Here is a 14,280-nt window from a genome sequence, read left to right as displayed (position 1 = left end):
CATGAGAGCCTCCGGGTTTTATATTGTCCGCTAACGCGCGGTCGCTACTGCGGGCTTCGCTTCGCCAGCTCCGCCGGCGACAGCTCCTCCGCGCTGAACGGACGGAGCCGGATGCCGTAACGGAACGGCTCCGTCTTGAGCAGGTAGTGCGGGAGCACACCCGGTCCGCAGCTGGCGCTGCCGATGCCGTTCATCGCGAAATCGAGATGAACAGTGACGCTGTCACGTTCCTGCAGGTCGCACGTATGCTTCGCCTGTTCCAGGTCTTCGGGAAGAAAACGTAGCGCCTTGAAATGGATCTCCGTCTCGCTTGCGGCGAGCAGTCCCGTTCCACGCGCATCGGTAAATGCGACCCACCGGATGTCGGAACGGCTGCCGTTTTCCTGCGGGAACACGTAGTTCGTGAACAGCTCACGCACCGCTGCGCGATAAACGCCGTAACGCCCGGCCAGCTTCGTATCCGGGTACGACTCTCCAGGACCGCGCCCGTACCACTGTACCCGTTCGTAACGGTCCGGCATGTCGAACTGCAGTCCGATGCGAGGCAGCGTGACGGGATACTTTCCTTGCGGAATGCCTTCGATGTCGACGACCACATCCCCGCTCGCGTGAACTGTGTACGTATACGTTGCGTCCAGTCCCCAGCTTAACAGCGGAGGCGCCAGGCGAACTTCGCATACGACCGTCGCGCTCAGGCCGTCTGCCGCCGCTTCCCAGGACAGCCGCTTCAGCCGGTGCTGCATCCAGTGCAGGCCGGATTGCTTCCATAGGACGGTTGCGCGATTCTCCGGATGAATGGAATGACGCCAGTCTCCGAGCGCGCGATTGTCATTGTCGGTAGGCGCGCGCCACAAATCAAGCCTTGGTCCCCGGCCTTCCTCGATCAGCGACTGCCCGCCGAATGTCCATGACGCAATGCGGCCGTAAGCACGATCGAAGACGACTTCGAAGTTCGCACCGGCGATCTGCAGCGTCAATGCGTTTTCCGTGATCGCAAGCGGCGTACCGGACCGATCGCCGGACGAAGCGGCGACGGCGATCTTCCACGGAAGCAGGAACTGTGACCAGGCGATCTCATGCCCGGCGGTGGCCCAATCCGTATCTTCGGCCAGCAGGCAGCCGACGTTCAGCCAGTAGTCCGTATTCGGCAGCAGCTTCACGGGCTGCTCCAGTGGAATCTGCAGCGTGCCGCTGTCTCCTGCGGCAATGGCCGGTGCCGGCACGGTTCCGGATTGGACCACGCGTCCGTCGGCCGTGACGCTCCATACGAACCGGAGATGCGACAGGCCGGAGAAGTCGTACCGGTTCGTGACCCGCAGCGTTCCTGCTGCAAGATCGTCCGCCTCGGCAATGACCGGCTCGATAACTTTCTTCAATTCGATGAGGCCCGGGCTTGGCGTACGATCGGGGAAGATGAGCCCGTCGATGACGAAGTTGCTGTCGTTCGGATGGTCGCCGAAATCGCCGCCGTAGGCGAAATATTCCCGTCCGTCTTCCGTTTGCGTCCGCAGTCCGTGGTCGATCCACTCCCAGACGAAGCCGCCCTGCAGCCGCTTGTAGCGGTAGAACGTATCCCAATATTCTTTCAGCCCGCCGGGACCGTTGCCCATCGCATGGGCGTATTCGCATAAAATATGCGGCTTGCCGAGGTCGTCCCGCTGGCCGAGCTCCTCCATTTTTTGCACGGAAGAATACATCGTGCTGAAGACGTCAGCCGAAGCGGCTTCTCGGTCGCTCTCATAATGCACAAGCCGCGTCGGATCGAACGCTTTGGTCCATTCGTACATCGCCGCATGACTGGAACCGTAGAACGATTCATTGCCGAGCGACCACAGAATGACCGAAGGATGGTTCTTATCCCGCTGCACCATCCGTTCCATCCGGTCGAGGTACGCGCTGCGCCACTGCGGATGGTCGCTGATCCAGTTGACATTGTCCGTATGCTTGAAGCCGTGGCACTCGAGGTCGGCTTCGTCGATCACGTACAGTCCGTACTGGTCGCACAGATCGTAAAATCGCGGATCGTTCGGATAGTGCGAGGTCCGGACGGCATTAATATTGTGCCGCTTCATCAGAATAATGTCTTCCACCATCGTCGACAGCGGGACGGCCCGTCCGAAATCGGGGTGGTGATCGTGACGGTTGACCCCCTTGAACATGATAGGGACGCCGTTCACAAGCAGGTTGCCGCCAGCCAGCTCGACCTGGCGAAATCCGACGCGCTGCGCCTGCACTTGCAGCAGGCTGCCTTGCTCGTCATACAGGCGAATGACCAGATGATACAAGTTCGGGCTTTCCGCCGTCCATTTGTCGGGGCTCGACACCGGAAGCTCCCATTCGAACGGCTCTCTGCTTCCCGCCGTAACGGCGATGGCGCCGGATAATTCCGCATGACCGGCCTTGCGTCCGAAGCAGTCCGTCAGCTCCAGCTCGATCCGGCCTTTTGCCGCTTCCGGGCGCGCGTTCCAGAGCACGGTGCGCACTTTCAGCACCGCATCGCGGTACTGCGCGTCGAGCTCGGTCCGTACGAAGTAGTCGTATACGCTCAGCTCAGGCATCGAGGTGAGGTACACGTCCCGGAATATGCCGCTCAAATACCACATGTCCTGATCTTCCATGTAGGAGCCGTCGGACCACTGGTATACGCGCACTGCCAGCACATTGTCGCCCGGCTGTACGAAATCGGTTACATCGAATTGGGAAGGATTGCGGCTTCCCTTGCTGTAGCCGAGCTCCTTACCGTTGACCCAGACGTGAAACGCGCTGTCGACGCCTTCAAAATGCAGGATGATCCGCGTGCCGCTCCATGCTTCGGGCACTTGAAACGTCCGCCGGTAGCAGCCGGTCGGATTTTCCGTCGGCACAAGCGGCGGGTCGATCGGAAACGGATAGACCACGTTGGCATAGTGCGGCTTCCCGTAGCCGTTCAGCTGCCAATGCGACGGCACGGCAAGCTCGTCCCAGCCGCTCGCGTCGTAATCCGGCGCGTAGAAGCGCTCCGGCGCATGCAGAGGCGAGGCGGCGTAATGAAACTGCCACTGGCCGTTCAACAGCCGGAAGGCAGGGGAGGTTCCCCTCTCGTATGTCAAAGCGGATGCTTCGGTGTGGTGCGGGATCGAATAAGCGCGGGACGGCAGCCGGTTGCGGTGCAGCAGCTCAGGCTGTTCCCAGTCGTTCTGGATCGTGGTCATGGTGTCCTCCAATTCGCATAGGTCTCTTTTTTTTGCGCGATTATATCATTTTGCCGGGAAGCGGGATCATTATGCGGCGCCGCTCTCGGAAAGTGGCCAGCTCGCGAACGCCGACGCTGCGCAGCGTCTCGACGACGGCATCCCAATCGTGAAGCAGCTGTCCGGGGGAGTGGGCATCCGACCCGAACGTGAACGTTACGCCGCGACCGGCCAGCCGTTCGATCAGATCGATCGAGGGAAACCACGCCTTGCACGGCTTGAACAGGCCGGAGGTGTTGATTTCGACGGTGACGTCCGCCCCGGCGATCCGATCGGCCGTCTCATCCCACAAGTCTGTGAGTGAGACGGTCGGCGGCACGTCCAGTCCCTTCATGGCGTCGATATGACCCAAAATATCGAAGACGCCGCATACCGCCGCTTCCTGAACATGGCGAATATACTGGACGTACGTTTCGTCGACATCAATATTCTCTTGCTTCCAGCGGTTGCGGCTGTAAACATGGAAGCCGTCCGTATAGTGAACCGAACCGATAACGTAATCGAACGGATACGCCGCATAAATCTCCTTATAGGCATCCGGCCAGCCGCGGATATAATCGGATTCCACGCCGAGCCTTACGTCGATTCTTCCTTTGTATTCCTCGCGCAGCGCGATCATCTCGGCGACATAATTCGGAAATTCCGACTTCGCCATCGTCATGCCGGGCGTCGGATGATCCTCTTCCTTGAAGAAGAGCGGACTATGGTCCGATAAGCCGATCTGACTCATGCCCGCTGCGATAGCGGCTTCGATCATGTCTCTCAGCGTGCCTTGCGCATGCCCGCACCGGTTGTGATGCGTATGGTAATCGATTCGCATAGCCTTCTCCTTTGCGCATATTTTCGCATGGCTTGGAAATGCAGTCATCCTAAAAGTATATAGGCGGGTGCAAGTCAAATCAATCAAACCATTTTCGGCGCGATATAACTATATTAAGATTCGAGAGAACCCGCTGCTCCGGATTTTCCGAAAAAAATGCAAATCGGTTGCTCAGGCTGCCGGCCGGCTACAGATCGAACAGCTGCTTTTTGAACTGGGTCGGCGTTTGACCGGTTTCCGCCTTGAAATGGCGGCAAAAATAATGCAGGCTCGAATATCCGGCTTTGCGCGCCGCCTTCTCGATGGTATCCTCCTCGAGCAGCAGCTTTTTGGCCCGCCGCATCCGGTTGGCGATAATGTACGATTTGGGCGAGGTGCCCGTCGCCGCCTTGAATACACCTGTAAAATAGTTTGCGTTATAGCCGCACATCTCGGCCAGCGCCGCCGTCGACCAGTCCGTTTCGGGATGCTTCTCGATCGCTTTGAGCGCCGGAGCGATTTTTTTGGCCAGTTCGCCGTGCGACGTGTTGCCGAGCTGCAGCCGGACCAGGGCGGCGAGCAGCCGGCCGAGCAATCCGCGCAGCACGAAATCGTAGCCGGGCTCCTTCGCATCGTATTCCCGTAGCAGCTGCAGCAGCAGCGGTTCGGCCCCGGGGAAGGGGAAGAAGTGGGGGATGTTCACCGAGCCGTAGCCGGGAACGCGGACGCTGTAGCTCGTCGCAGGACCGTACAGTTGGCTCGCTGAAGTATAGCGGATACCCGACAGCAGCTGAGGAAGCGACATCGGCGTCGGTGACGGCGTATTCCATTCGAAATGAAGACTGTAGTAAGTAACCGGCTCTTCCTCCGTAGACAAGATTTGCGTGACGCTGTCGACGCCGTAAAAAGCGCAGTGCCCCGGCGGCACAATCCGTTCCTCTTCGCCGATGCTCAGCTTGGCGAGCCCGGAGACGACATAGACGAGATGGCAGTCCGGAATGGCGCGCGGACCCCATACCCGGTTCGGCCGGCCGCGGGTTAGACAGATGTAATGAACCGTGGGCTGAAGCAAAGACAATTCTCCAAGATCCAAGTGCCTGCCGTTCATAAGGAAACACCTCGTTTTGATGTTAAGGGAATATGAAGAATATATGAGAAAAGTACAAATTCCAGTGAGATCCATGTAACGACAACTCTTGTCTAAGCGACTTATACTATATTTAAAATGTAAGTTAAAGTGCAATGTTTTTGCAAATGCAAATTTTATGGCAAGGGGGATTGGTTCTTTCCAGGGGTCCGGAAACCGATTCTTGGAAAACGATTACATTATTGTAGCAAACGCTTACACCTTGGTTCGCATCTGTGTGAAAGATCTCGAAGGGGGCCGTGCTTTCTTTTAATGAATCGGTATAAAGAGAATTAAACGATATTTCGGTATTCATGCCGTCTGAATGAAGGGGAACGGACTGTTTTTTTTGGAAGGAATCGAAACGATCAGGGAGGAATACAAATGAAAAGAATTTCGATATCGATCCTGGCGACTGTGCTTCTTGGTTCTTTTATTGCCGGATGCAGCCAAAAAGCTGCTACGAAGGAGGGAGGCGCTGCCCCTGCAGGAGAAGCGCTGGCGCCGATTCCGCTGACGACCGAGCCGATTACGCTGAGGGTGCTTTGGTCCGGCCGGCAAGACGAATTCAACGACCGGGTTAACAACGAAGTCGTCCGCCAAAAGCTGCCTAACGTAAACTTTGAATTCCACAGTCTCAGCGAGAATATGGAGAAGCTGATCGTCTCCGGCATTAAGCTCGATGTCCTGAATATTACGACGAAAGTGTATTATGATGCGCTCAGGCTGAACCTGAACTACGATATGACCGAGCTATTGGCCAGACAAAAGTTCGACATGTCGCGTTTCGTTCCGGAGCATGTGGAAGCGATCAAGAAGCTGAGCAAAGACGGCAAAATGTATGCGGTTCCAGATAAAGCCAACTTCCCGTATGCTTTGCACGCGCTTGTGTACAACAAAGATATATTCGACCGGCTCGCCGTGCCGTATCCAAAAGACAACATGACTTGGGATGAGGTACTGGAGCTGGCCAAGCGGGTAAACCGCTCGGACAACGGAACGCAGTACTATGGGTTGAATCTGGGCACGACGCAGTACTTGTACGAAGCCAATGAACTAGCCTACACGGATGCGAAGGGCACCGTCGATTTGTCCAACCCGCTCTTTGAAAAAATATTGCGCGTTTATCAGGAGTCGTTTAAAATTTCCGGCAAGGAGCTCGGCAACGTCGATCCGTTTATGAAGGACAAGAATATCGCGATGTTCGCCGGCAACGTCGACAAGCTGATTACCGAAGCGGAGCGGCAAAAGGATACGCTGCCGAACTGGGACATCGTTACATTCCCGCGCTTTAGCGACAAGCCTGTGAAAGTGCCTCCGGTTAACGGCGTGTATATGCTCGCCTCGACAAGCGAACATAAGGCGGAAGCGCTCGCGTTGATCGACGCGCTGCTAAGCCCGGAAAACTCCAAAAAGCAGGAAGCGCAATACATCAATCCGGAGTTCGCCAAAAAGAACGTGAACGGGGTCAAACTGCCGAAGCAATCGCTTTACGTACCGGGTGAATTCGACGCCACAGGCAACGCGGTATTCAACAACATCGTTCGGGCCATGAACAAGAACAACGCGGATATCAATACTTCGCTGAGGGATTTTAAAGAGCAGCTTCAGAAGCAAGTCGACGAGAAGAAGCAGTAAGCGGCACAGGGATGCGGTTGGTACCGGATGAACCCGGCATGCCAACCGCGTCCTTTCCGTTCTTAATTCGGGATTGAATGATCAGAAGGAGGAAGCGAAAATGACGGTTACAGGCTCCAGCACTCGCTCGTATACGGTAGCTGAAGGGTGGGGACAAATCCCCTCCGACGTTACGCTCGGCCATACGCACGGCGTTGTCGTGGATCGGCAGGACCAGGTGTATGTGTTCCATACGGGAACGCCATCCATGCTCGTCTTTGATGAAAACGGGCAGTTTTTGCGTTCATGGGGAGAGATGTTTCAGGGAGGCGCGCATGGCTGTTATTTGCATCGCGAAGGCGACCAGGAGTATTTGTATTTGACCGATACGAAGCGAGGCATTACCGTGAAGACCGATTTGCAGGGGGAGGTGCTGCTGACGATTGGCGTCCCCGATTTGCCGCAAATTTACGGTTCGGATCAAAAGTTCAGTCCGACCGATGTCGCTGTCGCCCCGAACGGTGATATTTATGTAGCCGACGGCTACGGACAGTCGTGGATTCATCAATACGACCAAGCTGGCAAGTACATTCGTTCCTGGGGAGGCCGCGGGAGCGAGCCCGGTCAATTGAACTGCCCTCACGGCATTTCCGTGAATTTTCGAAGCGGGGAGCCGGAGCTGTATGTGGCGGACCGCGGAAACTTCCGCATCCAGGTGTTTACGATGGACGGACAGCACAAGCGGTTCATCGACCATGACATGGATAGGCCATGCAGCTTTTATTTTGCCGGCGACGAGATGGTGTTCCCCGATCTGCACAGCCGCGTCACGATTTTCGACGGCAGCGATCGGCTGATCGCTCACCTCGGCGAAGATCAGCAGGCTTACAAGCAAAAAGGGTGGCCGAATTTGCCGCAAACTTATTTCCGTACGGGACGTTTCAGCTCACCCCACGGCGTTTGCGTCGACTCGAAGGGCAGCATCTATGTCGGCGAATGGATCGCCGTCGGGAGAATAACGAAGCTGCTGCGGAACGAAGCGTAGCAGCGGGTGGCAGGGCATTCGTTTCGTGTTTCGGATAACTAACTAAATAAATATATAACGGATAGGAGTACATGTTGAAATGAACGCAGCGATAGAGATCGATTGGACAGCATACTGGATTTGGGCGGAAGGAGAACCGAGCCCGCGCAACGCGTGGCGCTGCTTCCGCCAAACGTTTGATGTGCCGGAGGAAGGATGGGAGGAAGCGAATCTATCGATTACCGCGGACTCGCGCTACGTGTTGTATGTCAATGGCGAGCGGGTCGGGCGGGGGCCGGTACGCTGCTGGCCGCACGAGCAGGCCTTCGACACGTACGACGTACGCCACCTGTTGCGGCCGGGCAGACGGAATGCGATCGCCGTGCTCGTCATGCATTTCGGCGTCAACAATTTCTATTATATTCGCGGAAGAGGCGGACTGCTGGCCCAGCTCGACTGGTCGAGCGGCAGCGGAGCAGACCGGACGGCCGGGCGCATTGCGACCGATTCGACCTGGCTGACGTCGCCTCATCTCGGGTATAACTCGCTTTCTCCGCGGATGACGTTTCAGCAAACGTTCTCGGAATGGGTCGACGCCCGGAAGTGGGACGAGCGCTGGACGCTGCCGGAATACGATGCGAAGGGATGGGAAACGGCGGCTGTTATCGGCAGCGTCGGCATGGAGCCGTGGGTCCGGTTGAAGCCGCGTGACATCCCCTTGCTTACGGAAGAGCGGGCATATCCGTCCCGGATCGAATCGCTGTCCCGCGTGAAGCCGATCGCCTGGACCGCCCATCTCGACGCCAAGACGATGATGGTGCCGGCCAGCTCGAACCACGGTAATGCCGACGTGTATGCCGGTTATATCGGGACCGTGATTCGCACGGAAGCCGCTGCGTCTGCCGTGCTGGGGATCGCTTACGCTTCCGCGTATTGGCAGGCCGTCATTCTGAACGGCGTCCGTTATCCGAAGTCGGCATGGCGAGGCGTCGAGCAAGACCGTTATCTGGACATCGAGCTGAATGCGGGGGACAATGTGCTGCTGTTCGAGCTGGCCGGGAATGATCACGGCCGAGGGTTGTTTATCGGGATCGATTGCGAGACGCCGTTCAAGGTCGTATCCCCTATCGATACGGCTGGCTACAAGGGCGCGGCGAGGGCGGAAACGGCGGCCGCCTCGGCAGTCGCTTCCGTTTCGGCTGCGGAGGGCGGTACGATTGCTGCCTCGGAAGAGCGAGCGGCGTTGCGGCTCAGTTCGACCGCGACAGACGGCGTCGGCGCTTTCGCTGCTTCCGGTTCGTCCGATACGGAGCGCAGCCCTTTCATCGTGATCGGGCCGTTTATTCATCACGAGTACATCGATCACCAGGTTACGGAAGAGCAGCGAGCCAATGACCGGATCATTGCCGCCTGCGCTACCGGCAAGCCGGAGGCGATCGAGCGCTTGACGCCGGAAGGGCTGCAGGTGTACGAAGCGTACTGCCGCGTGCGGGAAGCGGCCACAATCGGGCAGCTTGCCGCGCTTGAAGTATCGGTGCGAGAGGCTGATCCGCGGCTCGTATGCCCCGAGTCGGTCTACGTGCAGACGCTCTGGAAGAAAAGCGCTTCGGCTAGGCCCGTGCCAGCCGACCTGCACAAGGCGATCATCCCGCATGCCTTGCCGGGGATCATTCCGCTGTACGAAGAAGGGGATACGGAGCTTGTCATCGATTTCGGCAACGAATGGTCGGGCTTCCTGTCCTTCGAGGTCGATGCGGCGGAAGGGACGCAGCTCGACTTCTTCGGCGTCGAATACATGCTGGACGGCAAAATCCATTACACGCATTATTTGGACAATTCGCTGCGTTACGTTTGCCGCGAAGGCCGTCAAAGCTATACGTCGAACGTGCGGCGCGGGTTCCGTTATGCGATCTTGACGGTCCGCAAGGCGCAGCGCCCGGTCAAGCTATACGGCGTATCCGTCCTGCAAAGCAACTATCCGGTAGCCGAAGTCGGCCGCTTCCATTCGTCGGATGCGCTGCTGAACGATATTTGGGAGATGAGCCGGCATACGACGAAGCTGTGTATGGAGGATACGTATGTCGATTGCCCGTCGTATGAGCAGACGTTCTGGGTCGGCGACAGCCGCAACGAAGCGCTCATCAGCTATTACGTCTACGGCGCGGAACCGCTGGTCAAGCGTTGTCTCGATCTGGTGCCGGGCTCCGCGCATCAAACGCCGCTGTACGTCGATCAGGTGCCGAGCGGCTGGAACAGCGTCATTCCGAACTGGACGTTCTTCTGGGCCATCGCCTGCAACGAATACGTCCAGCGTATGGGCGATCGCGAGTATGCCAGATCGATGTGGCCGCACGTTCAATTTACGCTGGAGCATTACCTGCAGCTGGTCAACCAAGACGGACTGCTTGAAATGGATGCGTGGAACTTCCTCGACTGGGCGCCGATCGACCAGCCGCGGCACGGCGTCGTCACGCACCAGAACATGTTCCTGGTGAAGGCGCTGCGCCACGCCGCGGAGCTTTCGGCCGCAGCGGGCATCGCCGAAGAAGGCCGGGTATTCGCGGAGCGAGCCGATGCGCTCAAGCGCGCGATTGAAACGCATTTATGGTCGGAGGAGCGTGAAGCCTACCTCGATTGCATTCATACAGGCGGACGCAAGTCGACGATTTTCAGTATGCAAACGCAGGTCGTAGCTTACTTATGCGATATCGCCGAGGGCGAGCGCAAGGTGAAGCTGGAGCAGTATTTGGACGAGCCGCCGAAGGCGTTCGTGCAAATCGGCAGCCCGTTCATGTCGTTCTTCTACTACGAAGCGCTGGTGAAGATGGGCCACACGCAGCGGCTGATCGAAGACATCCGCAAGCAGTATGGAGAGATGCTCCGTTACGGCGCGACGACGTGCTGGGAGATGTATCCGAAGCCGCAGGCCGACCCTGTCCGCCCGCATCCCGGCCATTTGACGCGCAGCCATTGCCATGCATGGTCGGCCGCACCGGGCTACTTCCTCGGCACGAGCGTCCTCGGTGTCAATCCGGCTGCGCCGGGCTGGAGCGAAGTTGTGATCGCCCCGCAGCCGTGCGGTCTCGCATGGGCGCGCGGCAGCGTGCCGCTGCCGGCGGAAGGGCGCATCGACGTGTCGTGGCGCGTTCGCGAAGACGGCACCATCCACATCCAGGCCTGGGTACCTTCCGGCGTCAAGGCGGAGATCCGCATTCCGGACGGCTTCCAGGGTGAGGTGGATCTGGTGACGGTAGGCGAATAGCGTTTACGGCGACCGAAGGCGAGTCTGGTGAGTGGTAAGCGAATAGCGTTTACTGCGCCAGCGCAGCGCCTGAAACGGGCACGAGTCTCGGACACGCGAAGGGGAGCGGCGGCAGATGGTGGAGTGGGACATGAGCGAGCGACTCTCGAACGCGAGCCGGGTTGCTGCGTAAAATACGAAGTAGTAACAAGAGCAGGTGCCCCACGGCGGCCTGCTCTTGAACGTTGGTTCAAGCAATCGTAAGGGAACCATATGGGGAGAAGTTGCAATAATTAACAAATGAACAGAGTATGATGAGACAACTGAGCGAGCGTAGGACCAGACAAATGAGCAGAGCACGTTGAGACAAACGAGCGAGTGTACAGTCAGACAAATAAATAGTGTACGATGAGACAACCGAGCAAGCGCGCGTTCAGACAAATCGGCAGAGTATGGTGAGACAACTGAGCAAGCGGATGGCCAGTTAAATAAGCAGCGGACGATGAGACAAACGAGCAATAGTCCGGAAAACTGAATAAATCGTTGGGAAAATCGAATAAACATATACGATTTTAAGCGAAACATGGCCAATAGTTGCCAAAATCGAACTGTTCAGAGGGCTAGGCCTCTGAATAATGGGCATTCGCAATTATACGGAGATTTTCTCATTATTCACGCTAAAATAGTTAAGTTTAGGCAAGAAATAACAGGGATAGCCGAATTATGCATATACTCTGGCGGCTGGATCACAAGCAAGCTAAACACGCTGCATGCATCGACTGACGGTAAGGTATCACACGAGTGGATTTGACTTTACTCATATGTATCCCACAATCGGAATCATAAGTTTGTCCAACTAAAAAATGGCTTGATTTCACCGGGTTGATAGCCCGTCTCACCTTTTGAAAAGGAGAGGGTCCAGGTGATCAAGCCGTTTTCTTTGTTCCATTGGCTTTTTTAAAATCAAATATTTCCGTCTTTGGCAAATTAATAGGTAAACCAGAGTTGTTAAATACGATAGTCGGACCAAAAGCCGGAGTGGCAAGAAGCGGTATATTGATTAAGTAAAATGGCAGGATATTTTAGGAAGGCATCCGATTTCTCAATAACTACATAGCAATCGAGAAGAAATCACATCAACTAAGCCATGGTATAGTCAAAAGAAGATTTGAAAATGATGATTCATAGGGGAGTGAGCACTATGGCAAATATCGAGCACTTGCAGACTGTGAATGTTCCAGCTTCAACGGTATATGAGGCTTTAACCACTGCAAAAGGACTTTCAGAAATATGGACAAATGAACTAATAGTTAATGATCAGATCGGTTGTATCAATGAGTTCCAATTCGGCGGCAAAGGCTTAACAAAGATGCGAGTTGATGAGCTTGTTCCCAATAAAAAGATTTTGTGGAAGTGTGTAGATTCCGATCCAGAATGGATAGGTACGACTATTTCTTTTGATATTGAGGAAAAAAACGGGAGAACTTCAATCATTTTTCGTCAGATGAATTGGGAGGAAGTGACCCCATTTTTTCGTTCATGCAATTATAACTGGGCTATTTTTTTGTACAGTCTTAAACTGTATTGCGAAGAAGGCGAGGGTCTTCCGTATCATAAAAGAAAGTTTTAGAACTCCATTGAAAACACGGATGGGTCAGCTCAACACATGATCCTGACAACTAATTTCGGAAGTGTTGAGTAAGTATGAAGAAATAGTCAGCCCCAATCTTTTCAAACTTTCGTTCAGTTAACGGAGAACGATACGTAAATAGGGATCGCCAGCTGCTAAGCAGTCGGACGATCCCTATTTTGCTGAAATAACGGGCCGGAATGGATAAGGTCAAGCCTGAAGTTGAAGAGAAGGTTCAGGATTTTGTTAAGGTGGAAAGCGTGGAAGTGTAATGGTCCTTCAATAACGATTACAACGCAGTTGCCTGATACAACACCGCCGGAAACGAAGTATAAGTTTACTCCCGTAAGGTCTGCAAATGAAAAGTACATCATGGGGCTATCTACCACGCTCATTGCCACAGATGCCGGCTCCGGAGTGCTTAAAACTGAATATCGAGTCAATAAGAGCGGGCCTTGGGTTTCTTACACCATACCGTTTACAATCCAAGCGGCAACTACACAGTATCTGGAATGGCGGAGTGTAGATAATGCAGGTAACCAAGAAAAAACATGGTTGATGGATTTTAATAAGGGGACACTAAAGCAATCGTAAAGTGCTGATCATGAGCTTGAATTTCGCCCTCTGATCAAGTCAGACACAACCATGATAGAGAGGTAATTAATTGAAAATGAGAAGGCTATAGGATTAAAAGAATACGCGGCGGAGTAGCCGCGTTTTTTTTACCCCAAATAGTGACCTTATTTATGATTTATCACACATCGCTTCTGACGGTGTCCCATATCTCGTTATCTACATTTTTAGAGTAACGTCACACATCAGCCATTAAAACCGAGCACATGAGGAAACTAATTATTTCAAAATTACAGATTAGGAATATTATTCATGGAGAATAGTAATTTATGGTATTTACTATCATACGTTAAGGGGGTGAAGATACCTATGGAGACAAGTATGGGGGTACTGGAAGTAGTTGAACAAATTAGGCAACTGAAACAAAGCGATAACCCGCTAAATAAAAAGAAACTAAAGCAATCCCACCCCGAGTTAGTGCAGAACGCTTTGTTTTACTTTCCAACCTGGGAACACGCTTTGCAAAATTCTGGAAATTAATCTAAGAATTTCTGTAAAGGGCTATCAAGTAGATGCCCTTCTTTTTTATATAGTGTAAAAATCTTGCTAGCTGGTCCTTACTCACTTTATTTCTTCTCGATCTTTTGGAGTGATATAAATGCTTCATCTGCTTCTTCCCCAATTGAGGGCCGGAAGAATCATTAACTGATTTGAATTGGTCAATATCCAAAATTTTAAGAAAATGGATCCGTCGGGACTTTGCAAGTCATCGTTACGATGACATAATTATCGTGTCTTCCCCGGAAGTTATGAGATATGTAGCTGAACGTCATTGTTATGAGTTCCAACTCATAAATTGTTAATGGTAAGAAGATGGGATCCCGGGTAACTTTTCTGCCTTCAAAAATATGTTATAATTACTCAACTTTCGCAGAGCCAAAATCGGCATGAATCCTTGTACAGAGAGGTTTTCCAAGCAATTAGGTAGTTGACTTGAAAAATAGAAAAACACCGCTTCGTTTGGTAAAGTGAAAGTGCGA

At 54.3% G+C, this 14,280-nt stretch carries 9 protein-coding genes; 5 read left to right on the top strand and 4 right to left on the bottom strand.

Going from position 1 to position 14,280, the window contains the following annotated elements; genetic code table 11:
• Window positions 1-44: 44 nt before the first annotated feature.
• From lacZ to KXG62_RS16480, 3 genes are all read right to left on the bottom strand, one after another.
• The gene (gene lacZ / locus KXG62_RS16490; RefSeq protein ID WP_218093096.1) at window positions 45-3,191 is read right to left on the bottom strand and encodes a beta-galactosidase, LacZ type; all 3,147 of its coding nucleotides are present in this window, start codon (window positions 3,189-3,191) and stop codon (window positions 45-47) included.
• A gap of 40 nt (window positions 3,192-3,231) precedes the next feature.
• Complete coding sequence (locus KXG62_RS16485; protein WP_218093095.1) at window positions 3,232-4,050, bottom strand: histidinol-phosphatase HisJ family protein; 819 nt, start codon at window positions 4,048-4,050, stop codon at window positions 3,232-3,234.
• A gap of 187 nt (window positions 4,051-4,237) precedes the next feature.
• Window positions 4,238-5,137, bottom strand: a complete 900-nt coding sequence (locus KXG62_RS16480; protein WP_218093094.1) for an AraC family transcriptional regulator — start codon at window positions 5,135-5,137, stop codon at window positions 4,238-4,240.
• 402 nt (window positions 5,138-5,539) lie between these two features.
• On the opposite strand from KXG62_RS16480, the gene KXG62_RS16475 reads away from it, so the two are divergent.
• The 5 genes from KXG62_RS16475 (at window position 5,540) to KXG62_RS16455 (ending at window position 13,261) form a co-directional block, all read left to right on the top strand.
• Complete coding sequence (locus KXG62_RS16475) at window positions 5,540-6,793, top strand: ABC transporter substrate-binding protein (protein WP_218093093.1); 1,254 nt, start codon at window positions 5,540-5,542, stop codon at window positions 6,791-6,793.
• 100 nt (window positions 6,794-6,893) lie between these two features.
• Window positions 6,894-7,817, top strand: a complete 924-nt coding sequence (locus tag KXG62_RS16470) for an NHL repeat-containing protein (RefSeq protein WP_218093092.1) — start codon at window positions 6,894-6,896, stop codon at window positions 7,815-7,817.
• A 79-nt stretch (window positions 7,818-7,896) separates the two neighbouring features.
• Window positions 7,897-11,058: a family 78 glycoside hydrolase catalytic domain gene (locus KXG62_RS16465; protein ID WP_246627484.1), complete on the top strand. Its 3,162-nt coding sequence runs from the start codon at window positions 7,897-7,899 to the stop codon at window positions 11,056-11,058.
• A 1,180-nt stretch (window positions 11,059-12,238) separates the two neighbouring features.
• Window positions 12,239-12,667: an SRPBCC family protein gene (locus KXG62_RS16460; protein WP_218093091.1), complete on the top strand. Its 429-nt coding sequence runs from the start codon at window positions 12,239-12,241 to the stop codon at window positions 12,665-12,667.
• A gap of 243 nt (window positions 12,668-12,910) precedes the next feature.
• Window positions 12,911-13,261 carry an OmpL47-type beta-barrel domain-containing protein gene (locus KXG62_RS16455; protein ID WP_218093090.1) on the top strand — a complete coding sequence of 117 codons (351 nt, stop codon included), beginning with the start codon at window positions 12,911-12,913 and terminating at the stop codon, window positions 13,259-13,261.
• An 838-nt stretch (window positions 13,262-14,099) separates the two neighbouring features.
• Here KXG62_RS16455 and KXG62_RS16450 read toward each other — a convergent pair.
• Window positions 14,100-14,280: hypothetical protein (locus KXG62_RS16450; protein WP_218093089.1), on the bottom strand; the 181-nt coding region annotated here is incomplete at its 5' end.

Source organism: Paenibacillus solanacearum, assembly GCF_910593845.1.
In the GTDB taxonomy this organism is placed as follows: domain Bacteria; phylum Bacillota; class Bacilli; order Paenibacillales; family NBRC-103111; genus Paenibacillus_G; species Paenibacillus_G solanacearum.
Note: the sequence above shows the minus strand (reverse complement) of the source record. Positions and strands in the feature narration are given on the sequence as shown.

Excerpts from the sequence above, each read along its gene's own strand:
- lacZ (WP_218093096.1), bottom strand. The coding sequence starts at position 3,191 with ATGACCACGATCCAGAACGACTGGGAACAGCCTGAGCTGCTGCACCGC.
- KXG62_RS16485 (WP_218093095.1), bottom strand. The coding sequence starts at position 4,050 with ATGCGAATCGATTACCATACGCATCACAACCGGTGCGGGCATGCGCAA.
- KXG62_RS16480 (WP_218093094.1), bottom strand. The coding sequence starts at position 5,137 with ATGAACGGCAGGCACTTGGATCTTGGAGAATTGTCTTTGCTTCAGCCC.
- KXG62_RS16475 (WP_218093093.1), top strand. The coding sequence starts at position 5,540 with ATGAAAAGAATTTCGATATCGATCCTGGCGACTGTGCTTCTTGGTTCT.
- KXG62_RS16470 (WP_218093092.1), top strand. The coding sequence starts at position 6,894 with ATGACGGTTACAGGCTCCAGCACTCGCTCGTATACGGTAGCTGAAGGG.
- KXG62_RS16465 (WP_246627484.1), top strand. The coding sequence starts at position 7,897 with ATGAACGCAGCGATAGAGATCGATTGGACAGCATACTGGATTTGGGCG.
- KXG62_RS16460 (WP_218093091.1), top strand. The coding sequence starts at position 12,239 with ATGGCAAATATCGAGCACTTGCAGACTGTGAATGTTCCAGCTTCAACG.